The organism is Neorhizobium galegae (assembly GCF_017877055.1).
GTDB classification, from domain to species: Bacteria; Pseudomonadota; Alphaproteobacteria; order Rhizobiales; family Rhizobiaceae; genus Neorhizobium; species Neorhizobium galegae_D.
On the sequence record NZ_JAGIPG010000001.1, the window covers coordinates 2,077,261 to 2,099,159 of the forward strand.

Here is a 21,899-nt window from a genome sequence, read left to right on the forward strand (position 1 = left end):
GCTTATCTCCCGACCGCATAGGCCTGCATGAGGCGCGGCGTTGCGGCTGCCCGCATCAAACCGTCCGCATCGCGGCGCGCCGCGGTCAAACGGCCGACACTCCAGGGATCCGCGACCGTGATCTGGTGGCCGCGGCTGCGCAGCTCGGCGAGCACGTCGGCACCGATATTGCTTTCCACCATGATGTTTCCCGGCTGGCTGGTGCGCGGATAGAAGGAGCCGGGGAAATGGGTGGTGTGGAACAGCGGCATGTCGATCGCCGCCTGCAGGTTCGGCTTGTGGTGAACGTAACGCAGGAAGAAGGGCAGCTGCCATTGATCCTGCTGGTCGCCGCCGGGCGTGCCGAACACCAGCGTCGGGCGACCCTGATGCAGGGCGAGCGATGGGGTGAGCGTCGTGCGCGGGCGTTTTCCCGGTTCCAGCGAGGTCGGCAGACCGGGCTTCAGCCAGAACATCTGGGCACGGGAATTCAGCGCGAAACCGAGGCCGGGCACGATCGGCGAGGACTGCAGCCAGCCGCCGGAGGGCGTGGTCGACACCATGTTGCCCCAGCGGTCGATGACGTCGATATGCACCGTGTCGCCGCGCTTTTCGGTGAGGTGCGACATGGTCGGCTCGTAAACCGCGCCTTTGCCGCTGACTTCGGCGAGCATGCCCATGGTGAGGTCGAACTGGTGGTCGTAACCGGGAACCCGGCCCGGCCGCAGCTCCAGCGAGGCTTGGCTGCCGATCAGCTTGCGGCGCTCGGCATTGTAGCCTTCCGACAGCAGGTATTCGGTCGGGATCTGCGCGAAATCCGGATCGCCGTAATAAACTTCGCGGTCGGCGAAGGCGAGCTTCATGGCTTCCACGACGACATGCACGAAATCCGGTCCGGCCGGATCCATCGCCGAGAGATCAAAGCCCTTCAGCAGCGCCAGCGATTGCAGCAGCACCGGCCCCTGTCCCCAGGCCGGCGTCTTGGCAACGGTCCAGTCGTGATAGTCATAGGTCTGCGGCGCCTCGACGGTCGCCTGCCAGTTTGCCATGTCGTCGGCCGTCAGCACGCCCTTGTGGCGGACGCCACTCGCATCCATCACCTCAGCCGTCGAGACATAACGGTCGATCGCCTCGGCCACGAAGCCGCGGTAGAAGGCGTCGCGGGCGGCTTCGATCTGGTTTTCGCGGCCGGTCCTGGCTTCGGCCTCGGCGATGACGCGTTTCCAGGTCTCGGCAAGCACCGGGTTTTTGAAATTGCTCTGCGCCCCGGGCGCCACGCCGCCCGGTAGCCAGGTCGCGTAGGAGGTCGGCCACTCGGTCTCGAAGAAGTTCGCCAATCCCTTGATGGTGGCGGAAACGCGGGCGAGCATCGGGTGGCCGTGCTCAGCGTAGTAGATCGCCGGCTCCAGCACGTCGCGGACGCTCATCGTACCGTAGTCGCGCAGCATCAGCATCCAGCCGTCGAAGGCGCCTGGGATGACAGTCGCCAACAGGCCGTCGCCGGGGATCAGCTTCAGGCCTTCCGACGTGTAGTGCTCGATGGTGGCACCAGCCGGCGCAGGCCCCTGGGCGCAGATGACTTCAACCTTGTCCTTTTTTGCCGAATAGAAGACGGCCGGCATGTCGCCGCCAGGGCCGCAGAGATGCGGTTCGACGATCTGCAGCACGAAGCCGGTCGCAACCGCCGCATCGAAGGCGTTGCCGCCCTTTTCGAGGATTGCCATGCCGACGGCCGAAGCGATCCAGTGGGTCGAGGTAACGACCCCGAATGTGCCGAGAATTTCCGGCCGTGTTGTGAATTCAGTCATGGGTATAAATCCTTTCAGATCATGCTTCGCGCGGGTCGAGCGCATCGCGCAGGCCATCGCCGAGGAGATTGAAGCCAATGACGACGAGGAAGATCGCCGCACCCGGCCACATCGCCATCCAGGGAGCCTGGCTCAGGAAATTCTTGGCAACGTTCAGCATCGAGCCCCAGGATGGAGCCGGCGGCTGCTGGCCGAGGCCAAGGAAGGAAAGGCTCGCCTCGGCGATGATCGCGGTTGCGATCGTCAGCGTCGCCTGGACGATGATTGGCGCCACCACGTTCGGCAGGATGTAACGGGTCATGATTTCGAAGTGGTTCAGGCCGACGGCGCGCGCGCCTTCGACATAATCCTCGGTCTTGACCGCCAGAACCTGGCCGCGGGTCAGCCGCACGAAGATCGGCATAGCGGACAGGCCGATGGCGATCATCGCGTTCATCAGGCTCGGGCCCAGGAATGCCGCGAGCGCGATCGCCATGATCAGGAAGGGCATGGCGAGCAGCGCCTCGGTGATCCGCGAGATCACCATGTCCACCCAGCCGCCGAAATAGCCCGAGATCAGGCCAAAGGGCACGCCGATGCCGACCGCGATGGCGACGGAGAACACGCCTGCCATCAGCGATGCCCGGGCGCCCCAGATCATGCGGGACAGGATATCGCGGCCGAGGTCGTCGGTCCCGAGCCAGTACATGGCCGAGGGCGCCTTGCGGATCGCCGTCCAGCTCGTGGCGACCGGATCGATGATCGGCAGGATCGGCGCGCAGGCTGCCAGGATTGCGAAGAACAGGACGATGACGGCGCCGACAAGCGCACTTCGGTTCTTCTTCATCTTGCGCCAGGCGCGGCTCTTGTCGCGCTTTGCCGCCGCCACCGGCTGCGCTTGGTCGATCGTGGTCATAGGGTGGCCCTCAGACGCGGATTGAGCAGGACATAAAGCACGTCGGCAATCAGGTTCATCAGGATGAATCCGACGGCCGTGCACAGAACGACGCCCTGCACCACCGCATAGTCGCGGTTGAAGACGGCATCGACGATGAGCTTGCCGAAGCCTGGAATGGTGAAGATCTGTTCGGTCAACACCGCACCGGCGAGCAGTTCCCCGAACAGCAGCGCCGACAGCGTCACGACCGGCAGAAGCGCATTGCGGAAACTGTGGCTGAGCACCACTTCGCGCGGCGACAGGCCCTTGGCACGGGCGGTACGGATATAGTCGGCGCTGAGCACGCCGATCATCGCCGAGCGGGTATGGCGCATCAGCGTCGCCGCCAGCGCATTGCCGAGCACGAAGGCCGGCATGACCATGGTCTGCAGGGACCGGACCGGATCGACGAAGATCGACTCGTAGCCTGAGGCCGGCAGCCATCCGAGCTGCACCGAGATCAGCAGGATCAGCATGATGCCGAGCCAGAAATTCGGGATCGACAGGCCGGTCAGCGCCAGCACGTTGGCGATGTAGTCGATGAACGTATTCTTCTTGACCGCCGCAAGGATGCCAATCGGAATGCCGATCAGCATGGCGAAGACCATCGCCATGACGGCAAGCTGTATCGTCACCGGCAGCTTCTGGAGGATCAGTTCCAGGACCGGCTGGTTGGTGCGCAACGAGATGCCGAAATCGCCCACCAGCACGCCGCCGAGCCAGTAGAAATATTGCACCACGACCGGATCGTTCAGCCGGTACTTGTCGCGCAGGAATTCGATGACCGCAGGGTCGCGCTCCTCGCCGGCCATGGCCAGGATCGGATCGCCGGGCAACAATTTCTGCAGTGAAAAGACAAAAATGGAGATGATCAGCAAGGTCGGGATGGCGACCAGCAGACGCTTTCCGATGTAGACAGGCATGACGCCGTCCCCCGTTGAGCAACATTGTTACGAAGCGATGCGGAAAAGTGCCGCATGGGTCCACTCCCATGCGGCACGAGGAGCTTAGCCCTTCTTGACGCCTTGCAGGCGGATCATGCCGTCAGGACTGGGCACGAACCCTGTGACATTCTTCTTGTAGGCCCAGATCCACGACTGATGGCCGAGATAGATGACCGGCAGGTCTTCGTTGAGGATTACGCCCGCTGCATCGTATTTCTGCTTGCGGACCGCATCGTCGGTCGAGGCGCGTGCTTCGTTGAGCAGCTTGTCGACCTCCGGATTGCAGTATTTCACGTCGTTGATGCCACCTTTGCAGGTGATGAACTGATGGATATTGCCATCCGGATCGACGCGGCCGGACCAGTCGGAGCGGCTGAGCTGGAAGTTGCCGCGGGTCTGCTCTTCAAGCAGGGTGGCGAACTCGGTCGACTTCAGGCTGACGTCGAAGCCGGCTTCGGCGACCATCGACTGCAGGATCTGCATCATCTGCTGGGCGACCGGGTTGTTCGGGATCTGCAGTTCGACCGGGACACGGTCGAAGCCGGCGGCCTTGATGAGGGCCTTGGCCTTGGCGACGTCGCGGGCCGGAACCGGGATCGCCTTGTTGAACCACGGGCTGTTCGGCGGGAACGGCTGGTTGCCGCCGACGGCCGTGCCTTCGTAGACGATCTGGTTCATTGCATCGCGGTCGATCGCCAGCGAGAAGGCCTGGCGCAGGCGCTTGTCCTTGCCGAACGGGTTGTCGGCGCGCGGACCATTGCCGACGTTGGCGTAGAGAGCCATGTAGCCGATATTGACGGTCGCATCGTATTTCAGGCCCGAATTGCCCTTGACGGCAGCAACATCGGTCGGAGCCAGGCGCTCGATGAAGTCGAGGTCGCCCGACTGCAGGTTGGCGAGGCGCACGGTCGTATCCGGGATCGGAAGATAGGTGACCTTGTCGACGAAGATCTTGTCCTTGTTCCAGTAATCCTTGAATTTTTCGAGCACGATACGGTCCTGCTGGACGCGCTCGACGAACTTGAACGGGCCGGCGCAGACCGGCTTGGAGCCGAAATTGGCGCCAAGCGCCTTGGCGGCGGTCGGCGATACGATCATGCCGGCGCGGTCGGAAAGTTGGGCGAGCAGCGTCACGTCCGGGGCCTTCAGCGTGAACTTGACTTCCAGCGGGCCGGACGCCTCGACCTTGGCGACGGAGGTCAGCTCGCTTTTGCGGCGGGATTCCGGCAGGGTCATGTTGCGTTCGATGGTGGCGACGACGGCTGCGGCGTCGAGCGGGGTGTCGTCATGGAACTTGACGCCCTCGCGGAGCTTCATCGTCAGTTCCTTGCCGTCGGCGGACCATTTCCACTCGGTGGCGAGCTGGGGAACGATCTTCAGGTCAGGGGAAACATCGACCAGCTTGTCACACAGCGCGGTGTAGACGATACGTCCGACAAAGGTGCGGGACTGGGCCGGGTCGAGAACGTCGGCATCATCCTGGAGGCCGATGCGCAAATCGACCGCGAGCGCCGGAAAGGCGAAAAGCGCGCCGGCCAGCAGCGCGGTCGTAAGCTTGGTAAGTCGCATCATTATGAACATTCCTCTCTTGTTTTCAGGTTCCTGTTTTTAGTCTTGGCCGGTTTTCCGGCTTCTGGTAGCGACGGCCGATCAACTTACCTGGCTCAGCGGCCCCGGCTCCGTTGGGCCGAGGGACGTCGCCCGGATCAGCCGCTCCTGAAGCATCAGCAGATGTTCGCGCATCGCCTCCCCCGCCCGCACCGGATCACGGGCGGCGATCGCCTCGATGATGGTCTTGTGCTGGGCAAACGAGATGTTGACCGCGTTGCCGCTCGAACGGGCGCGCTCGCGGATCGCCTGCCATGCCTCGTCCTGGCGGACACGATTGATGACATCGAAGATCGACAGGAAAAGCTGGTTGCCGGCGCTCTGGGCGATCAGCCGGTGCAACGTCCCGTCCCACAATTCGCGGGCGTCGGCATCGCTGCTCTCGATGATCTTCAAGGCGATGTCGTGCATCTTGGCGATATCCGCCGGCTTGGCCCGCATTGCCGCCAGCTGGGCGAGTTGCGGTTCGATCCTCAAACGGACTTCCATGATCTCCATGAAATCCGTGCCGGCGACGATTGCGCCCACATGGTTGCTCCATTCGCTCGGTCTTTCGCCGAGAAAGGTGCCTGAGCCCTGGCGGCGCCAGATGAGGCCTTCGGATTCAAGCACTTCGAGTGCTCGCCGGACCGCGCGCCGGCTGATGCCGAGCATATCGCTCAAAGCGCGTTCGGTCGGCAGGCGGCCCTCGGAACCGAATTCCCCCGCCTTTAGAAGCTCTCTCAAACGATCCAGCGCGTAGCTCGAATTGTCATGAGCCTCGCCGGCCTTATCCTGTACCATTTGTCGTACCAATTTTTAATTGGTCCGAATGGACGGTATTTCCCGACCTCCGTCAAGTTAATTTTTCGGCAATTTTTGCAATGCACAAAATTGATGCATAGAGGTTGAAATCAAGGCTTGGACGAGCCGCAATCAAAACTTTAGAATAGGCGGCTACAAAGGGATTCGTGAGTGCTGCTGCATCGCGGCAGCCGTCAGATTTGGAGCGGAGCATCCCCATGAACCAATACGACCTCATCGTCGTCGGCAGCGGACCGGCCGGTCGCCGCGCCGCCATCCAGGCAGCCAAGCTCGACAAGAAGGTTCTGGTCGTTGAACAGGGCAAAAGGGTCGGCGGCGTTTCCGTCCATACGGGCACGATCCCGTCCAAGACCCTGCGCGAAACGGCCCTCAACCTGTCCGGCTGGCGCGAACGCGGGTTTTACGGCAAGGCGTACCGGGTCAAGCAGGAGATCAGCGCAGAGGACCTGCGCCGTCGCCTGCTGATCACGCTCGATCATGAAGTCGAAGTGCTCGAACACCAGTTCGCCCGCAATCGCGTCCAGAGTATCCGTGGCAAGGCGACTTTCGTCACGCCCGACACGATGGCGATTACCAAGGACGACGGCGACGTCATGCACGTCATGGGCAAGTCGATCCTGCTTGCGGTCGGCACGAAGCCCTTCCGCCCCGACTACATTCCCTTCGACGGCAAGACGGTTCTCGACAGCGACGAGTTGCTCGAAATCGAACAGCTCCCCCGTTCGATGGTGGTCATCGGCGCCGGCGTTATCGGCATCGAATATGCGACGATCTTCAGTGCCCTCGATACCGCCGTCACCGTCATCGACCCGAAATCGACCATGCTGGACTTCATCGACAAGGAAATCGTCGAGGACTTCACCTACCAGCTGCGCGACCGCAACATGAAGCTGCTGCTCGGCCAGAAGGCGGACAAGGTGGAGCGCCTGCCGGACGGCAAGGTTTTGGTGCACGTGGACAGCGGTCGTCGCATCGCCACCGACATGGTGCTGTTCGCCGCCGGCCGCATGGGCGCGACCGATACGTTGAACCTCGCAGCAGCCGGCCTCGAGGCCGACAGCCGCGGCCGCCTCAAGGTCAATCCGGAAACCTTCGAGACCTCCGTTCCCAACATCTATGCCGCCGGCGACGTCGTCGGGTTTCCGAGTCTTGCCTCGACCTCGATGGAACAGGGACGCGTCGCCGCGCGCGTCGCCGTCGGCGCGATCGCCAAGGAACCGCAGAAATATTTCCCCTACGGCATCTATGCCGTGCCGGAAATCTCCACCTGCGGCCTGACCGAAGAGGAAATGAAGGAGCGCGGCATTCCCTATGAATGCGGCATCGCCCGCTTCCGCGAGACCTCGCGCGGCCATATCATGGGCCTCGACACCGGCCTGCTGAAGCTGATCTTCTCCTTGAAGACCCGCCGCCTGCTCGGCGTCCATATCGTCGGCGAAGGCGCTACCGAACTCGTCCACATCGGCCAGGCAGTCCTGAACCTCAAGGGCACGGTCGAATATTTCGTCGAGAACACGTTCAACTATCCGACGCTCGCCGAAGCCTACAAGATCGCCGGCCTCGACGCCTGGAACCGCATGGGCGAAGGTCCGAAGGAAGCGCCGGTCGCAACTTCGCAGTCCACAGACACGGCCGCGACGACCACGGAACCTGCCTTCGAGAAGAAAAAAGCCGCCTCAAAGTGAGGCGGTAGCTCCAACCAAACCGTCCGATCAAACGAAAAAAGCCGCCCCGAAAGGCGGCTTTTCTTTGGTGTCGCAGAACCGCCCCGAAGGGCAATTCATCAACGCGAGTAGAATTCGACGACCAGCTGCGGTTCCATGATGACGGCGTAGGGAACGTCCGTCAGGCCCGGAACGCGGGCGAAAGTGGCAACCATCTTGTTGTGGTCGACTTCGATATAATCCGGAACGTCGCGTTCAGCGAGCGAAACGGCTTCGAGAACCGTGACGAGCTGCTTGGACTTCTGGCGGACTTCGATAACGTCGCCGGCCTTGCAACGGTAGGAACCGATGTTGACGCGGATGCCGTTGACGGTGACGTGGCCATGGTTGACGAACTGGCGGGCAGCAAAGACCGTCGGGACGAACTTGGCGCGGTAGACGATCGCGTCGAGACGCGATTCGAGCAGGCCGATCAGGTTCTCCGAAGTGTCGCCCTTGCGGCGGTTGGCTTCGTCATAGATGGCGCGGAACTGCTTTTCGCGCAGATCGCCGTAATAGCCCTTGAGCTTCTGCTTGGCGCGCAGCTGCACGCCGAAGTCGGAAAGCTTGCCCTTGCGGCGCTGGCCGTGCTGGCCCGGGCCGTATTCGCGGCGGTTCACCGGGGACTTCGGACGGCCCCAGATGTTTTCGCCCATACGGCGGTCGATCTTGTATTTGGACGATTCGCGCTTGCTCATCGTATTTCCTTATCAAACGGTTACACCGACTTGTTGCCAAGCCGGATCAAGGAAACACGCCCTCCTCTGAGCCCTGGTTCAAGAGCTCTGACAGGTCTCTCACGAAAGCGTCCGGAGAAAACCACGGGACATGTCAGTGAAACACCGGGTCTTTCGGCCCGGCGTTGGCGCGGTGTTTAGGCGGATGTCACAGGAATGTCAACTGCGCCTGCGTCTTAACCTCTCGGCAAGGCTGTCTGCAGGCTTTTTTTGACGAGGCAAGACTTAGCACCATCTTAAAGAAAGGAGGTGTTGTGTCATGAAATCGAAACTCTGGAGCAGCCCGATCAGGATCGAAAACCCCGAAACCGGCATGGTCCGCACCGTCAAGACGGCACGCGATGCAAAAACCGTCCTCGACCGTTTCTGGCCGGCCTATCACGGCAGCCAGCATCATCTGGCCGAGCAGGTCTGCGACGAGGCATTAAAGGGAAAATCGAAGCCTTCGGAAGCGCGGCGCGCCTTTATCGCCGCGGCGGTGGAAGCGCATTTTCACATCCATTGACGGCTTATTCGGCAGCGGCCCTCGCCTCGCCCTCATCCGGCGCGTCGGCGCTACCGGGGGCGGTTTCGGCTTGGAGATCCGGGAAGGCGACGATACGTTTGCCCGTGAAATCCGCGTGCACGACGATCAGTCCCTGTTCCTCGAAATAACCGAGCAGGCGACGGGCGCGACGCGCCGAGTGGGTGCCGTAGGCCCGGGCGATCCTGGCGTCCGAGGGGCATGGTTCCCCTGATATCGCCGCCTTCGCCATCAGCAGGAAAACGCCCTGCAGGTCATCCGAAACGCCCGACGACAGCGACAGCGCCGTCGCCCAGGCCTCGCTTGAAGCGGTTTCCACATCGACGCCCGAGCGGGCGATCGCCACGCGCCGGCGGAATTCACCGAGCGACAGCGGCGGTCCGGGCAGGCGCCGCATCCGGGCGCGCACCAGAAAATCCTGATAGAGAACGGAATCCGTCCGGTAGGCGGATTGCGGATCGTCGAGAATCTCCGACAGCACGGCGGACAGCCGTTCTTCGCGCTCTTCGGCGGACAATTCCGGCTGGGCGACACGCGGCTCCTGCGGCGCCGGCACGGCGGCGGGTGTCGAGCGCGACAGTTCGGCCAGAATATCGGTCGTCGGCCGCGGCGCCGGCGGGGCTCGGCGGACGAGAGGCCGGGTGAATTCTTCCGGATCCGGCGTGAAGATCAAGTCCTCGACGTCCTGAGGCGCATCCGGCAGCGGCATCAACTTCGGGCTCGAAGAGCGCGCCGAGGTCTCGACCGCGCCGATGATGATCGGCAACGGGCGGCGCGACAAAGCCGGGCCGAGGGCGACGAAATTGCCGCGCTTCAGGTCACGGAACATTTCCGCCTGGCGGCGGTCCATGCCAAGCAGGTCGGCGGCGCGGGCCATGTCGATATCGAGAAAGGTGCGGCCCATCAGGAAGTTCGAGGCTTCCGCAGCGACGTTCTTGGCGAGCTTTGCCAGCCGCTGGGTGGCGATGACGCCGGCAAGCCCGCGCTTTCGGCCACGGCACATCAGGTTGGTCATCGCACCAAGTGAAAGCTTCCTGGCATCTTCCGATACATCGCCACCGACCGACGGCGCGAACATCTGCGCCTCGTCCACGACGACCAGGACCGGATACCAGTATTCGCGGTCGGCATCGAACATGCCGTTCAGGAAGGCGGCGGCGGCGCGCATCTGCTCTTCGAGATCGAGGCCTTCCAGCGTCAGGACGCAGGAGACGCGATTCTTGCGGATACGGTTGGCAATGCCGGCAAGCTCCGCCTCGCTGCGCTCGCCATCCACCACGACATGGCCGAATTTTTCAGAGAGCGTGACGAAATCGCCTTCCGGATCGATCACCACCTGCTGCACCCAGGGCGCGGACTGTTCCAGCAGGCGGCGCAGGAGATGCGACTTGCCGGAGCCGGAATTTCCCTGCACGAGCAGGCGGGTCGCCAGAAGCTCCTCGATATCGAGCTTGGCCGGATCCCCCCCGGACACAATTCCCATATCGATGCCGACCTGCAATGCACTTACCCCGTATGCTGTCTCTTCGCGGTGACCGTTGAGGCCGCGACTCCGGAACTCTAACAGAGATCGGGATTCGTTTCGCCGGGCAAGATCGAAAATGCACAGACCTTTGGCGACTACTCGAAATTGAGCTGCCAGGAGATGCCGAAACGATCCTGCAGCCAGCAGAATTTCCGGCTGAAACCATAATTGTCGAGCGGCATCAGGAACATCCCGCCCTCGCTCAGAGCCTCGGCCAACCGCCCGAGCTCCTCCTCCGTTCCGCATTCCACGAAAAAGGAAAAGGACGGCGTGAAATCGAACACATGCTTGACGGGGCTGTCGATGCAGACCACCTGCTGGCCGGCAAGCTCGAAGGTGGCTCGAAACACGCTGCCCTCCGGCCCCGCCTCGCCCGGCCGGTAACGCTTCATGTCGGTGATCCTGCCGGCCGGCAGCACCGAAGTGTAGAAGGTAATCGCCTCCTCGCAATGACCGTTCTGAAACATCAGGAACGGCCGGACGGATTTCACAGGATCCGACATCATGTTCCTCCTTTACGAAGCTGCCCTTCGGTAGAGTGCCAGCGACCCCGCGAGCGCCAGAAGCGCGCCGCCGCAGAGCCGGTCGAGCCAGAGCGCGCCTTTCTTCTTCAACAGGTGCACTGCCCGCGAGCCGAGCAGCGCATAACCGAACATGACGGCGAAATCGATCAGCGCGAAGACGAGCGCCAGGACCACGTATTGCGGAAATTGCGGTGCGTCCGGCGCGATGAACTGCGGCAGGAAAGCCGAGAAGAACAGGTAGCCCTTGGGATTGGTGACCGCGACGAGGAAGCTCTTCAGGAAGATCGACGTTGCGGAACCCGAACCGGCCGCAGCATCGCCTGCCGTTACGTCAAGCGAGCCTTTCGAACGCAGAAGCATGAACCCGAGAAACGCGAGATAACCGGCGCCCAGCCATTTGACGACCGAAAACCAGAATTCGGAGGCCGCCAGCAGCGCGCCGAGGCCGAGCGCCACGGCACCGATCAGCACGAAGTCGGAGATCATCGCGCCGGCCATGCCCGGCAGAGCGCGGCGCAGGCCGTAACGCGAGCCGTTGGTGAGAGCCAACAGCACGGTCGGTCCGGGTGTGGCGATGCCAATCAATGCGACGATCGCAAAGGCAAGCAGGGTAACGTCACTCATATATCTCTCCTACCAGAGGTTCCGGCCGTCGATGACCGTGTGAGGCCATTCCTCGGCGTCGAAATCGTCGAACAGGCGGGCATTCACGCCGATACGCCGGGTCTTGCCGTCCCAGGTACCGTCCATTTGGAAATCCGGGCTGTCGCTATAGGTGGTGCAGCCGCAGGTGCCGCAGAAATGATGCGCCACCATTTTCGAATTCCAGCGATAGACCCTGTCGCTCGCGGCATCGGCGGTGACCTTCACCTGCTTCGGCTCGTAATAGGCATGCAATGCGCCGCGCCTGGAGCAGAAGGTGCAGGTGCAGCGGGTGAGCGCCTGCGGCAGTTCTCCCTTGATCTCGAAAACGGTCTCGCCGCAATGGCAACGTCCGGTGATCATCAGCTATTCCTCCCCGATAAAGCTCAGGCGGCTGCGCGCTTCAAGCCGACCGACAGCAGGCCGGCGCCGATCATCAGCGAACCGCCGGTGCGGTTGACGATCCGCTGGACCTTCGGCTTGCGGATGGTGTTGCGGGCCATCGAGGCAAGCACGCCGTAGAGCGTGGCGTTCAGTGTCGCGAGCACCAGAAAGGTGACTTCGAAGACGGCCATCTGGAAGAACAGCGGCTGGCCGAGGTCCAGGAACTGCGGCAGGAAGGCCACGAAGAAGACGATGCTCTTCGGATTCAATGCTGTCACCACATAGGTGTGCAGGAAAATCCGGAGGGGCTTTGCCGAAGCCGCGTCCGCCTCCCCCTCTCCCACCTCGGCCGTCTGTTCTGAAACCGGCGCGCGCCACAGCTTGATGCCGAGATAGACAAGGTAGGCGGCCCCCACCCATTTCAGCACCGTGAAGAGCGCCGCGGAGGTCGCGAGCAGTGCGCCGAGACCGAGCATGGAGGCGGTCATCGCCGTGAAATCGCCGAGCGCTACGCCGGCGACCGTGGCGGACGCCACCTTGCGGCCATGGCTCAGCGCATAGGAAATAACGAGCAGGATCGTCGGCCCCGGAATTGCCAAGAGAACCGACGAGGCGGCGACGAAAGCGAGCCAGTGTTCAAGCGACATGCGAATGTTCCTCCACCGAATGGAGGGAGCAAGCCACCGATTTTTTCAGTTTGCAAGCGGTGTTTATTCAGTCCTCGCGCACCCAGCGATAGAGCACGTCCGGCTCCTTCTCCTCGTTGCCTGAGCCATCGCTCTCCTCGATCGCGACGAAACCACGCGTCTCGTAGAAACGGCGGGCTGCGGTATTGCGCTGGAAGGTCCAGAGAAAGAGCTGCGGATGGGCTCCCTTGGCGATGTCCAGCAGCCGGGAGCCGATCCCCTGCCCTTGTGCGTTCGGCAGGATATAGAGCTGGTCGATCCAGTCCTTGCGGAAGGCGATGATGCCGAGCAAAGCGCCGTCCCTTTCGGCACCCCAGATGTCGCAAGTGGCGAAGAGGGGTCCGCTCCAGTATCCGCGATCCTCCTCCGGCGTGTGAAGCTGAGCCAACCAGGGCAGCCGCGTATCAAAAGACGTGCGATGAACCCCAGCCGCAGCCGGCATATCGTCATGGCCAAGTTTGCGAAATACGACCATTCCTTAAGCTCCAAACTCGTATCCCTGCAGGAGCGGCCCCGGCGGCAAACCGCCGGAGACCCTATGCAGATTGTTTCACAGCCGGATATCCCAGGGGCTGAACCGGACATTTCGGCGGTCGTCCTCGAGTTCGGGGAACCCGATATCGCGGCGCATCCGATTGGAGAGATCAGAGACTTGGTTCCGTTCTTGACGACCTCTCCAGGCTGCCAGGAGCAGTGCACCGGCAGTCTTCCAGACGCCATGTTCGCGGCAGAGTTCATGAACCGCAGCCGAAAGCGTATCAGCAACTATAAATTGTGATTCACGCATGATTTTCCGTCCCGGCGCATGTCGCGACCAGGTCCTCTGAGATGAAGAAAGACGTGCGGATGCGGACGAGGAAACGCGGTAAACCGCGTCGTCAGCCGGTCACGTCAGATCAATGGGAAAAATGCCGAAAACGGCGGAAATCCAGTCTTATAGAGACTGGAAGCACATGCCGGCCGGCATCGATGTGCGAGACACCGAGGCCACAATAGCCGTTCCGCCAGATAGGCGCATAAACATGGTAATGAACTTCATTTCACGCCTCCTGTGTTCGATTTGCGGAATAGATAAATAATACACGAGATCGCCGGATGAGCAAGCGCACAATCGCGAATTGCACTCATCACCAAAAAACGTGGCAAATAAGCCACATTGCTCGGTAGCGCTCAGGCCCTGAGACCAAAGCCCTGCATCAGGCGGCGGGTGGCGAAGTCGGGATTGCCGGAGGTGAACACGGCGAAATCATAATTGTCGGGATGCTCGGCGCCCTCGACCAGCGGCACTTTTCGGCGCGCCTGCCGGGCTATCGCTTCGGCGGGGTCGAGCCAATCGACCGGCCAGGGGGCAAGCCGGCGGAAGACATTAGCCATGAAGGGGTAATGGGTGCAGGCGAGCACGACGATATCGGTTTTCCGGCCGTCCTTTTCGACGAAACACGGCGCGATCTCGGCCAGCACGGCCTCGTCGGAAATCGTTTCGCCGCGGATATAGGCTTCCGCCATGCGGGCCAGGTTCTGCGAACCGACCAGGCGCACATGACATTGGCTGGCGAAGGACTGGATGAGGTCGCGGGTATAGGCGCGCTTGACGGTGCCCGGCGTGGCAAGCACCGAGACGAGGCCAGAGCGGGTGCGTTCGGCGGCCGGCTTGATCGCCGGTACCGTGCCCACGAAGGTCATCTTCGGAAAGGTCTCGCGCAGGTCGGCGCCGACCAGGGTGAAGGCGGTATTGCAGGAGATGACGCAGACTTCGGGATCGTATTCGTCGAGGAGCTTTGCGAAGAGCGAGATGATCCTCTCGCGCAATGCCGCCTCCTCCCAATCGCCATAGGGAAAACCGGCATCGTCGGCGACATAAATGAAGCCGCGTTCCGGGATCAGCACGCGCGCCTCGCGCAGCACCGTCAGCCCGCCAATGCCCGAATCGAACATCAGCACGGGCTTCGATTCATTCGTCTGCGTCATTCCCCGTAGTCTCCCCTGATACCCCTTCGGGCAGATCAGCCTTTTCAGGCTTCGGCCCGTCCTTTTTCGACCATCCGCGGGGAAAACGGTCGAGCGAGTTGATGACGCCCCGGAACACGCTGATCTCCTGCTCCGTAAAACCCCGCCGCGAGATGACGGCGCGGAGGTTGTCGATCATTCTTGGCTTTTTCGCGGGCGGATGGAAATAATTGCGGGCGTCCAACGCCTCTTCCAGGTGCTCGAACAAGCCGATCACCTGTTCCTTGGTGGAAGGACGCTGCTCGATCGGCAGAAAAACTGTTTCGGCCAGATCGTCCATGCCGGATTTCATCCATTCATAGGACATCAACAGCACAGCCTGGGCGATGTTGAGCGAGGCGAAGGCAGGGTTTACCGGAAAGGTGACGATCTCGTCGGCGAGCGCCACCTCCTCGTTGGTGAGGCCCCAGCGCTCACGGCCGAAAAGAATGCCGGTCCTTTCACCGGCCTTGAACTTGGTGCGGAGCGTCTCGGCAGCGGTCACCGGCGAACGCACCGGCTTGAAGCCGTAACGTTCGCGCGCGGTCGTCGCGTAAACGAAATTGAGGTCGGCGATCGCCTCTTCGAGCGTATCGAACACCTTCGTGCCGTCGATGACGTGGTCGGCCTTGGAGGCGGCGGAACGGGCCTTTTCGCTCGGCCAGCCGTCGCGCGGCTTGACGAGGCGCAGTTCGGCGAGGCCGAAATTGGCCATGGCGCGCGCCACCATGCCGATATTCTCGCCGAGCTGCGGCTCGACCAGAATGATTGCCGGCCCCTCGGCTATGAGTTCGCGCTCGCTGTTCGTGCCTGACATCTCTAATTCCGTATTCAAATCCAAGGCCGGAATAGCGGTGACCGGGGCAATCGGCAAGCCTTATGCCGTTGCGGGATAAAGCCTGCCCAGCATGGTGCCGATCATTTCGACGCCAACGCGGCTGCCATGCTTGAAGATCGGCAGGTGCCGGCCGGCGCTTCTGCCCGTCCTGCGCTTGACCACGAAACATTCGGAACCGCGGGCCGAAAGCGTGTCAATGGTGCCCAACGCATCCTCCAGCGCGGCCAACACCTCGCCTTCCGGCTTGTGTCCCGCCTGAACCGCGTTGCGGGCGAAGATCCGCGCCCAATAGGTAGCGCCGAGGAAGATGGCGAGCGTCTGGCGGACCTGTCCCGGCCGGGTGACCACCGACCAGCTCGTGCCGAGCGGGCGGGCTGCGAGCGTGACTTCGCGATAGGCGACATCGAGCTTGCGGGAGATAGCGATGATCTCGAAATCGCTCCTGCCCTCCTTCACCGCGGAAAGAAGCTCGCGCAGCCCGTCGAACCAGCGCCCGAGCGCGAGATCGAGGGTCGAGCGGGTCGGCGCCGGGAAGACGAGGAAGGCAACGACCGTGCCTGCAAGCGCGCCGATCAGCGTTTCCTCGATCCTAAGCTGCAGGAGGTCGAGGGTCAGCACGCCGGTCATGCCGTAGATCAGGCAAAGCACGATCGAGATGAAGAAGGTCATCCCCGCATAGGAGATCTGCAGGCAATAGAAGCCGAGGAAGATGCAGAGCACCGCGATCGGTGCGGCGAGAAGCGGATAACCGCCGATCAGTGTCGCAAGCACCAGACCGGTTGCGATGCCGAGCAGCGTACCCACCGAGCGCTGCAGGGCCCTGATCGCCGTATCGCCGCGTGACTTGGTGTTGGTGAAGATCAGGAAGGCGGTCAAAACAGCCCAGAACCAGCGGTCGCGCGACAGCATCAGGCCGAAGACCATCGCAAGGCTAGATGCGACAGTGATCTGGACCGCGGACCGCATCACCGGGTTCTTGAGCGAGAAATCGATCCTGGCCGGCGCCGGCGCCGCGCGGGCGTCCTCGATCGACCGGAACCGATCGCGCCGCCCCTCCTCGATCGTTTCCGTCAGCCCCACCCTTGCCTTCTGCAGCCACATCAGGGCGCGGGCGCTCTCCGTCATCCGGTCGTCGCCAGTAACCGCGGGGCTGGCCGCGATCTTCTCGGCCATATCCTGATCCTCTTCGATCAGCGCGTGGACGAGCATGAAGGGGGGCAGCGCTTCGAACGACAGAACGATCGCGCTTTCCGCAGCGAGATGGACGTCGAAAATCTTCATGGTGAGGGCGGTGACCGCCTCATCCTCCGGATCGATCGTGCCGTCACCGGTACGCGGCAGGAACCCTTCCGCCATCAGCACCACGTCTTTCAGCCGCTCCTCGAGCTGCCGCAGGTCGCGCCGGTCATTGTCGGTCATGGTCCCGCCGCTCGACAGAACCGCGAGCTTCATCAGGATATCGCCCACCCTGCCCCGGATCGCCACCAGCGACTGCAGAAGATCGCGCCGCCAATCGTCCGGCAGGAGATAGGTGCGAACCAGATGGCCTGTGACAACCGCGATCACCGGACCGATGGCTCCCAAAGGAAGGTCGGAAAGGTTCGGCTTCAGATAGGCGCCCATGAAATAGGACGTGAACGCGAACATGCCGACCGCAAACCCACGCGGCCCGTAGACGCGCCCGACGGTTGCGCCGGTGATGACGACCAGGAACATCGGATCTGAAATGTAGCGGTAGTCTTCGAGCACCGCAGCCAACCCGACGCAGGCGAGGCTGACCACGCCGCCGATCAGCCGCGTCTTCAACTGGTCGGACGGCAGCCGGTCGCGCACCGCGACGCCGCCTTCGATCGAGAGGATGATCGCAAGCCCGTAGGCGATCGTCGGTAGCGCGAGCCCCGCGATGTGGACGAGCGCAAGACATGCCACCGAGGCGATGACGGTCAGCGTCACGCGTCCGCCCATGCGCAGGCGCGACAGCGCCGGGTCGTTGGCGAGCAGCCAGTCTCGGATCTTAGCGGCAAAGGTCATCGATCACCCCGGGCGGATGACGACACCCGCTTCTGGCCGCCGAATATATCGCCTGGACAGAGTTTGGCGATACCGTGCATAGGCCCGGGGGCTACGATCGAGAGAGCGGCGGGCCGCCCGATCACCGGCGGCTTACTCGCCCTTGGCGATCGACTGCATCTCTTCGATCACCGAATCCCGCTCGCCATCTGCAACGCGGTGGATGTCGTCGATGACCGGCTTGCCGGCTTCCTGGATGATGTCGAAATGCAGTTCGTTGACACTGTCCTTCACCGCCGCCTCATCGACGCAGGTCCACATCTTGAAGGTCACGGTAACATCGGTCATGCCGTTGGCGCCCTGTGCCGAGGTCGTCTTGATGTCCTTCAGCGGACAGCCGTCCTGCGACGAGGTGATCACGTCGTAGCCGAAGGGATCGCCGGGTTGGTTGTTCTCCGTGTCGTATGCCGGGTGCTTGGCGGCTTCCGCATAGGCGCCCTGGAATTTCTTGCTGAACAGGCGCGACAACGGATCGGTATCGAAGATGTATTTCCATTCGCTGTCGACGGTATTCCAGTTGTCCTCGGTGATCTTCATCACCTCCTTCACGGGATCGGTCACATCAGCCGCCGCAACGAAGGTCGAGATCAATGAAAAGGCAAGGGCAAGCGGCAAGGTCCGCATGAGATCAAATCCGGCAGTTGGAGAGCGATTTGGCCGGACATTAATCAGGCATTATGGTTTGGCAAGGGCAATCGTCCGCCGGTCCGGACGCACCGCGATTTCTCGCATGAAAAGCCGCATATGATGGCCTCAATACCTTTGCGTTCCGGCCCGGCGATGTTATAGCGCACCCACTGGTGTCCACCCGTCGGGACCTTGAGGTCCCTTCTACGTCCAAGAGGAATTCCATGCAAAAGATCAAGGTAGCCAACCCGGTCGTCGATCTCGACGGCGACGAGATGACCCGCATCATCTGGCAGCTCATCAAGGACAAGCTGGTCCTTCCCTATCTCGATCTCGACATCGAATATTACGACCTCTCGGTCGAGAACCGCGACGCCACCAACGACCAGGTGACCATCGACGCCGCCAACGCCATCAAGAAGCACGGCGTCGGCATCAAATGCGCGACGATCACGCCGGACGAAGCCCGCGTCAAGGAATTCAACCTCAAGGAAATGTGGAAGAGCCCGAACGGCACGATCCGCAACATTCTGGGCGGCGTCATCTTCCGCGAGCCGATCATCTGCAAGAACGTGCCGCGCCTGGTTCCAGGCTGGACCAAGCCGATCGTCGTCGGCCGCCACGCCTTCGGCGACCAGTACAAGGCGACCGACTTCAGGTTCCCGGGCAAGGGCACGCTGTCGATCAAGTTCGTCGGCGAAGACGGCCAGGTGATCGAGAAGGAAGTGTTCAAGGCTCCGGACGCAGGCGTGGCGATGGCCATGTACAACCTCGACGAGTCGATCCGCGATTTCGCCCGCGCTTCGCTGAACTACGGCCTGATGCGCAAGTGGCCGGTCTACCTGTCGACCAAGAACACCATCCTCAAGGCCTATGACGGCCGCTTCAAGGATATTTTCGAAGAAGTCTTCAATGCCGAATTCAAGGCGCAGTTCGACGAACTGAAGATCACCTACGAACACCGCCTGATCGACGACATGGTCGCCGCTGCGCTGAAGTGGTCCGGCGGTTACGTCTGGGCCTGCAAGAACTATGACGGCGACGTCCAGTCCGACATCGTCGCCCAGGGCTTCGGCTCGCTCGGCCTGATGACCTCGGTTCTGCTTTCGCCGGACGGCCGCACGGTCGAAGCCGAAGCCGCCCACGGCACCGTCACCCGCCATTACCGCCAGCACCAGAAGGGTCAGGAAACTTCGACGAACTCGATCGCCTCGATCTTCGCCTGGACCCGTGGCCTGGCACATCGCGCCAAGCTCGACGACAATGCCGAACTTGCCAAGTTCGCCTCGACGCTCGAAAAGGTCTGCGTCGATACCGTCGAAGCAGGCTACATGACCAAGGATCTGGCGCTGCTCATCGGTCCGGATCAGCCGTGGCTCTCGACCACCGCCTTCCTCGACAAGGTGGATGAGAATCTCAAGGCGGCCATGGCTGCCTAAGTCCGAAAAATCGGCTAATCATTCGACGGCGGGGAGCAATCTCCGCCGTTTTCTTTTGTGAGGGAGTTTCGCATGACCATCACCGTCCGCCCGCTCGAGCCGTCCGACCGTGCCGCCTGGGAGCCGCTCTGGGAAGCCTATCTGCGCTTCTACGAGACCGTATTGCCGAAGGAGATGTACGATCTCACCTGGAGCCGGTTTCACGATCCGGCCGAGCCGATGCATGCCCTCGGCGCGTTCGACGAAACTGGCAAGATGATCGCCATCGCGCATATCATCTTCCACCGATCCTGCTGGCTGCCCGAATGGACCTGCTATCTGCAGGACCTCTATGTCAAGAACACCCTGCGCGGCCGGGGAACCGGCGCAGCCCTGATCGAAGCGGTGGCAGACCTCGCACGGGCAAACGGCGCCGGCCGGCTCTATTGGCTGACGCAGGAAAGCAATGCTGCCGCACGGCGACTCTACGACCGAATCGCCCAAAATTCCGGCTTCATCCAATACCGGAAGGCGCTCTAATTCGTCTTGGTGCCTTGATTGACAGGCAAGTTGCCCCACAACTTAGGCATCACTGCCGGGAGGATCACATGTCAGACGAAATTGTGCTTTACACGAATCCGATGTCACGCGGCCGGATTGCCCGCTGGATGCTGGAGGAGGTCGGCGCCCCCTATCGCACTGAAATCCTGCATTTCGGCACGACGATGAAGGGCGACACCTACAGAAGCGTCAACCCGATGGGCAAGGTGCCGAGCATCGCGCACGGCAAGACCATTGTAACCGAATGCGCGGCGATCTGCGCCTATCTGGCGGATGCCTTTCCGCAGGCGGGGCTTGCCCCTGCCCCCGCCAAGCGAGCCGACTATTACCGCTGGATGTTCTTCGCGGCCGGTCCGCTGGAAGCGGCCGTCAGCAACCGCGTACTCGGCTTCGAGGTGCCGAAGGAACGCGAGCGGATGGTGGGTTACGGCACTTATCAGGACGTCATGGATACGCTGGAATCTGCCGTCCGGGCGAACGCCTATATCGCCGGCGACACGTTCAGCGCCGCGGATGTCTATGTCGGCTCGCAGCTCGGTTACGGCCTGCAGTTCGGCACGATCGAAAAACGCGCCGCATTCGAACAGTATTTCGGACGGCTTGCGCGACGCGAGGCCTATCAGCGGGCCAACGACAAGGACAATGCCGCGGCTGCCGAGCTGCAGAAGACAGGATAGCTTTAAGGATCAGCGGTCGACACCGGCCGACGATCGTTTTGGCGACGGGATCGGTATCGGCTTCGCGTTGCCGGTGTCGAAACGCAGCATCCATTCATTGCTCATGGAGCTGGCAAGGATCACCGGCGCGACAGAAGGCTTTACAGGTTGAGTGCCGGCCGGCTGGATGCTGGCAGAACGGATCGCCAGGGGATCCGGCCGCCCGATCGGAACCGGGACATTCGTCGCCACCATCGAATCCGTGCCCGTCGCCGGGATCGACGCAACGTCGATTTCCTTCGCCTGGATCAGGCTGAACGGGTCGGGATTGCTCTGCACCAGCGCGAGTACGTATTCATCTACGGGCTTCGGCGGAGGCGTCTGCAGATCTCCGTCCCTGTCGCGCTTCTCGTAGAACGCATTGCCACCGGCAACCGTGACATAATGCATGTTCTGGTAGGGGAAACGTAAGCCGGCGGTATGGAAGAACATCGCGTCCTTCACTTCCGGGTTCCGCTCGCCGCGAATGATCGCATCGACGGCGGCATCGAGTTCCGGAACCGTCGCCTCATTCATCGCCCGGGTCATCACGCCCGGGGCGAATTGCCTTTCCTGGGCAACGATGCCGCAAATGGTGGGCGGATAGGCGTCGGAGGTCAGCCTGTTCATGATCACGGTGCCGACAGCCATCAGCCCTTCACGGCTCGACCGCTGCGACTCGAAATACATTGCCCGCTTCATGCAATCGCGATCAGCCGGCGTGTAGTGGTAGACCTGTTTCTTCGAGACAGGTGCCGGCTTCACAGTTCTGGTGACGGGAGAAATGGACGCCGTCGTCTGAGCCGACGTGCATGCCGACAGGAACATCATTCCAACCAGACCGATTGCCGGTCGGAGAAGGGCCTTATCGTTCGCCGTCATGAATATCCCCCCTTGCGGTATAATTCCAGAAATCGCTAC

At 62.0% G+C, this 21,899-nt stretch carries 24 protein-coding genes; 6 read left to right on the forward strand and 18 right to left on the reverse strand.

Features of this window, described 5'->3' with window-relative positions; genetic code table 11:
* Window positions 1-2: 2 nt before the first annotated feature.
* From J2857_RS09785 to J2857_RS09810, 6 genes are all read right to left on the reverse strand, one after another.
* The gene (locus J2857_RS09785) at window positions 3-1,787 is read right to left on the reverse strand and encodes a gamma-glutamyltransferase family protein (protein WP_210009887.1); all 1,785 of its coding nucleotides are present in this window, start codon (window positions 1,785-1,787) and stop codon (window positions 3-5) included.
* Between the two features lie 19 nt (window positions 1,788-1,806).
* Window positions 1,807-2,682, reverse strand: a complete 876-nt coding sequence (locus J2857_RS09790) for an ABC transporter permease (protein ID WP_210009888.1) — start codon at window positions 2,680-2,682, stop codon at window positions 1,807-1,809.
* On the reverse strand, window positions 2,679-3,626 hold the full coding sequence (locus J2857_RS09795; RefSeq protein ID WP_210009889.1) for an ABC transporter permease: 948 nt from the start codon (window positions 3,624-3,626) through the stop codon (window positions 2,679-2,681). Before J2857_RS09795 ends, J2857_RS09790 begins: the two co-directional genes overlap by 4 nt.
* An 84-nt stretch (window positions 3,627-3,710) precedes the next feature.
* Complete coding sequence (locus J2857_RS09800; RefSeq protein WP_210010100.1) at window positions 3,711-5,216, reverse strand: ABC transporter substrate-binding protein; 1,506 nt, start codon at window positions 5,214-5,216, stop codon at window positions 3,711-3,713.
* 81 nt (window positions 5,217-5,297) lie between these two features.
* On the reverse strand, window positions 5,298-6,038 hold the full coding sequence (locus tag J2857_RS09805; protein WP_210009890.1) for a FadR/GntR family transcriptional regulator: 741 nt from the start codon (window positions 6,036-6,038) through the stop codon (window positions 5,298-5,300).
* A gap of 52 nt (window positions 6,039-6,090) precedes the next feature.
* Window positions 6,091-6,258: a hypothetical protein gene (locus J2857_RS09810; protein WP_210009891.1), complete on the reverse strand. Its 168-nt coding sequence runs from the start codon at window positions 6,256-6,258 to the stop codon at window positions 6,091-6,093.
* Between J2857_RS09810 and sthA the strand changes: the two genes are divergently transcribed.
* Complete coding sequence (gene sthA / locus J2857_RS09815; protein ID WP_245363058.1) at window positions 6,257-7,744, forward strand: Si-specific NAD(P)(+) transhydrogenase; 1,488 nt, start codon at window positions 6,257-6,259, stop codon at window positions 7,742-7,744. The two genes, J2857_RS09810 and sthA, sit on opposite strands and share 2 nt — an antisense overlap.
* Window positions 7,745-7,842: 98 nt before the next feature.
* Here the strand turns inward: sthA and rpsD are convergent, their stop codons facing one another.
* Window positions 7,843-8,460, reverse strand: coding sequence for a 30S ribosomal protein S4 (gene rpsD / locus J2857_RS09820; RefSeq protein WP_210009892.1), 618 nt, complete (start codon window positions 8,458-8,460; stop codon window positions 7,843-7,845).
* Window positions 8,461-8,758: 298 nt separating this feature from the next.
* Here rpsD and J2857_RS09825 point away from each other — a divergent pair, with 298 nt between their 5' ends.
* Window positions 8,759-9,004 (forward strand): DUF982 domain-containing protein, encoded by a 246-nt coding sequence (locus J2857_RS09825; RefSeq protein WP_210009893.1) that lies wholly within the window; start codon window positions 8,759-8,761, stop codon window positions 9,002-9,004.
* Between the two features lie 4 nt (window positions 9,005-9,008).
* On the opposite strand, the gene J2857_RS09830 is transcribed toward J2857_RS09825, so the two are convergent.
* The 6 genes from J2857_RS09830 to J2857_RS09855 form a co-directional block, all read right to left on the reverse strand.
* Window positions 9,009-10,523, reverse strand: coding sequence for an ATP-binding protein (locus J2857_RS09830; protein ID WP_210009894.1), 1,515 nt, complete (start codon window positions 10,521-10,523; stop codon window positions 9,009-9,011).
* A 119-nt stretch (window positions 10,524-10,642) separates the two neighbouring features.
* Window positions 10,643-11,053, reverse strand: coding sequence for a VOC family protein (locus tag J2857_RS09835; RefSeq protein ID WP_210009895.1), 411 nt, complete (start codon window positions 11,051-11,053; stop codon window positions 10,643-10,645).
* A gap of 9 nt (window positions 11,054-11,062) precedes the next feature.
* Window positions 11,063-11,695 (reverse strand): LysE family translocator, encoded by a 633-nt coding sequence (locus J2857_RS09840; protein ID WP_210009896.1) that lies wholly within the window; start codon window positions 11,693-11,695, stop codon window positions 11,063-11,065.
* Window positions 11,696-11,704: 9 nt separating this feature from the next.
* A complete protein-coding gene (locus J2857_RS09845) occupies window positions 11,705-12,076 on the reverse strand; it encodes a GFA family protein (protein WP_210009897.1) in 372 nt (123 codons plus the stop codon).
* A gap of 23 nt (window positions 12,077-12,099) precedes the next feature.
* Window positions 12,100-12,744: a LysE family translocator gene (locus tag J2857_RS09850; protein ID WP_210009898.1), complete on the reverse strand. Its 645-nt coding sequence runs from the start codon at window positions 12,742-12,744 to the stop codon at window positions 12,100-12,102.
* 67 nt (window positions 12,745-12,811) lie between these two features.
* Window positions 12,812-13,258 carry a GNAT family N-acetyltransferase gene (locus tag J2857_RS09855; protein WP_210009899.1) on the reverse strand — a complete coding sequence of 149 codons (447 nt, stop codon included), beginning with the start codon at window positions 13,256-13,258 and terminating at the stop codon, window positions 12,812-12,814.
* Window positions 13,259-13,321: 63 nt separating this feature from the next.
* Here J2857_RS09855 and J2857_RS31480 point away from each other — a divergent pair, with 63 nt between their 5' ends.
* Window positions 13,322-13,561, forward strand: a complete 240-nt coding sequence (locus J2857_RS31480; protein WP_210009900.1) for a hypothetical protein — start codon at window positions 13,322-13,324, stop codon at window positions 13,559-13,561.
* A gap of 392 nt (window positions 13,562-13,953) precedes the next feature.
* Here the strand turns inward: J2857_RS31480 and murI are convergent, their stop codons facing one another.
* The 4 genes from murI to J2857_RS09880 all read right to left on the reverse strand — a co-directional run bounded on the left by murI (window position 13,954) and on the right by J2857_RS09880 (window position 18,301).
* Entirely contained in the window at window positions 13,954-14,751 is a 798-nt protein-coding gene (gene murI, locus J2857_RS09865; RefSeq protein WP_210009901.1) for a glutamate racemase, read from the reverse strand.
* Window positions 14,735-15,586 carry an RNA methyltransferase gene (locus J2857_RS09870; RefSeq protein WP_210009902.1) on the reverse strand — a complete coding sequence of 284 codons (852 nt, stop codon included), beginning with the start codon at window positions 15,584-15,586 and terminating at the stop codon, window positions 14,735-14,737. Before J2857_RS09870 ends, murI begins: the two co-directional genes overlap by 17 nt.
* A gap of 60 nt (window positions 15,587-15,646) precedes the next feature.
* Window positions 15,647-17,638, reverse strand: a complete 1,992-nt coding sequence (locus J2857_RS09875) for an FUSC family protein (protein ID WP_210009903.1) — start codon at window positions 17,636-17,638, stop codon at window positions 15,647-15,649.
* A 132-nt stretch (window positions 17,639-17,770) separates the two neighbouring features.
* Window positions 17,771-18,301, reverse strand: a complete 531-nt coding sequence (locus tag J2857_RS09880) for a hypothetical protein (RefSeq protein ID WP_210009904.1) — start codon at window positions 18,299-18,301, stop codon at window positions 17,771-17,773.
* 227 nt (window positions 18,302-18,528) lie between these two features.
* On the opposite strand from J2857_RS09880, the gene J2857_RS09885 reads away from it, so the two are divergent.
* The 3 genes from J2857_RS09885 to J2857_RS09895 all read left to right on the forward strand — a co-directional run bounded on the left by J2857_RS09885 (window position 18,529) and on the right by J2857_RS09895 (window position 20,960).
* The gene (locus J2857_RS09885) at window positions 18,529-19,743 is read left to right on the forward strand and encodes an NADP-dependent isocitrate dehydrogenase (RefSeq protein WP_210009905.1); all 1,215 of its coding nucleotides are present in this window, start codon (window positions 18,529-18,531) and stop codon (window positions 19,741-19,743) included.
* A 72-nt stretch (window positions 19,744-19,815) separates the two neighbouring features.
* A complete protein-coding gene (locus tag J2857_RS09890; RefSeq protein WP_210009906.1) occupies window positions 19,816-20,262 on the forward strand; it encodes a GNAT family N-acetyltransferase in 447 nt (148 codons plus the stop codon).
* 68 nt (window positions 20,263-20,330) lie between these two features.
* Window positions 20,331-20,960, forward strand: coding sequence for a glutathione S-transferase family protein (locus tag J2857_RS09895; RefSeq protein ID WP_210009907.1), 630 nt, complete (start codon window positions 20,331-20,333; stop codon window positions 20,958-20,960).
* A 9-nt stretch (window positions 20,961-20,969) separates the two neighbouring features.
* Here the strand turns inward: J2857_RS09895 and J2857_RS09900 are convergent, their stop codons facing one another.
* Window positions 20,970-21,860, reverse strand: a complete 891-nt coding sequence (locus tag J2857_RS09900; protein WP_245363060.1) for a cell wall hydrolase — start codon at window positions 21,858-21,860, stop codon at window positions 20,970-20,972.
* Window positions 21,861-21,899: the final 39 nt, after the last annotated feature.

What these genes read in the sequence shown, in the direction of transcription:
- J2857_RS09875 (WP_210009903.1), bottom strand. Translation starts at nt 17,638, where the DNA reads ATGACCTTTGCCGCTAAGATCCGAGACTGGCTGCTCGCCAACGACCCG.
- J2857_RS09785 (WP_210009887.1), bottom strand. Translation starts at nt 1,787, where the DNA reads ATGACTGAATTCACAACACGGCCGGAAATTCTCGGCACATTCGGGGTC.
- J2857_RS09800 (WP_210010100.1), bottom strand. Translation starts at nt 5,216, where the DNA reads ATGCGACTTACCAAGCTTACGACCGCGCTGCTGGCCGGCGCGCTTTTC.
- J2857_RS09805 (WP_210009890.1), bottom strand. Translation starts at nt 6,038, where the DNA reads ATGGTACAGGATAAGGCCGGCGAGGCTCATGACAATTCGAGCTACGCG.
- J2857_RS09900 (WP_245363060.1), bottom strand. Translation starts at nt 21,860, where the DNA reads ATGACGGCGAACGATAAGGCCCTTCTCCGACCGGCAATCGGTCTGGTT.
- J2857_RS09890 (WP_210009906.1), top strand. Translation starts at nt 19,816, where the DNA reads ATGACCATCACCGTCCGCCCGCTCGAGCCGTCCGACCGTGCCGCCTGG.
- J2857_RS09880 (WP_210009904.1), bottom strand. Translation starts at nt 18,301, where the DNA reads ATGCGGACCTTGCCGCTTGCCCTTGCCTTTTCATTGATCTCGACCTTC.
- J2857_RS09895 (WP_210009907.1), top strand. Translation starts at nt 20,331, where the DNA reads ATGTCAGACGAAATTGTGCTTTACACGAATCCGATGTCACGCGGCCGG.
- J2857_RS09855 (WP_210009899.1), bottom strand. Translation starts at nt 13,258, where the DNA reads ATGGTCGTATTTCGCAAACTTGGCCATGACGATATGCCGGCTGCGGCT.
- J2857_RS09795 (WP_210009889.1), bottom strand. Translation starts at nt 3,626, where the DNA reads ATGCCTGTCTACATCGGAAAGCGTCTGCTGGTCGCCATCCCGACCTTG.
- J2857_RS09790 (WP_210009888.1), bottom strand. Translation starts at nt 2,682, where the DNA reads ATGACCACGATCGACCAAGCGCAGCCGGTGGCGGCGGCAAAGCGCGAC.
- J2857_RS09835 (WP_210009895.1), bottom strand. Translation starts at nt 11,053, where the DNA reads ATGATGTCGGATCCTGTGAAATCCGTCCGGCCGTTCCTGATGTTTCAG.
- murI (WP_210009901.1), bottom strand. Translation starts at nt 14,751, where the DNA reads ATGACGCAGACGAATGAATCGAAGCCCGTGCTGATGTTCGATTCGGGC.
- J2857_RS09845 (WP_210009897.1), bottom strand. Translation starts at nt 12,076, where the DNA reads ATGATCACCGGACGTTGCCATTGCGGCGAGACCGTTTTCGAGATCAAG.
- J2857_RS09870 (WP_210009902.1), bottom strand. Translation starts at nt 15,586, where the DNA reads ATGTCAGGCACGAACAGCGAGCGCGAACTCATAGCCGAGGGGCCGGCA.
- J2857_RS31480 (WP_210009900.1), top strand. Translation starts at nt 13,322, where the DNA reads ATGCAGATTGTTTCACAGCCGGATATCCCAGGGGCTGAACCGGACATT.
- J2857_RS09810 (WP_210009891.1), bottom strand. Translation starts at nt 6,258, where the DNA reads ATGGGGATGCTCCGCTCCAAATCTGACGGCTGCCGCGATGCAGCAGCA.
- sthA (WP_245363058.1), top strand. Translation starts at nt 6,257, where the DNA reads ATGAACCAATACGACCTCATCGTCGTCGGCAGCGGACCGGCCGGTCGC.
- J2857_RS09825 (WP_210009893.1), top strand. Translation starts at nt 8,759, where the DNA reads ATGAAATCGAAACTCTGGAGCAGCCCGATCAGGATCGAAAACCCCGAA.
- rpsD (WP_210009892.1), bottom strand. Translation starts at nt 8,460, where the DNA reads ATGAGCAAGCGCGAATCGTCCAAATACAAGATCGACCGCCGTATGGGC.
- J2857_RS09840 (WP_210009896.1), bottom strand. Translation starts at nt 11,695, where the DNA reads ATGAGTGACGTTACCCTGCTTGCCTTTGCGATCGTCGCATTGATTGGC.
- J2857_RS09885 (WP_210009905.1), top strand. Translation starts at nt 18,529, where the DNA reads ATGCAAAAGATCAAGGTAGCCAACCCGGTCGTCGATCTCGACGGCGAC.
- J2857_RS09850 (WP_210009898.1), bottom strand. Translation starts at nt 12,744, where the DNA reads ATGTCGCTTGAACACTGGCTCGCTTTCGTCGCCGCCTCGTCGGTTCTC.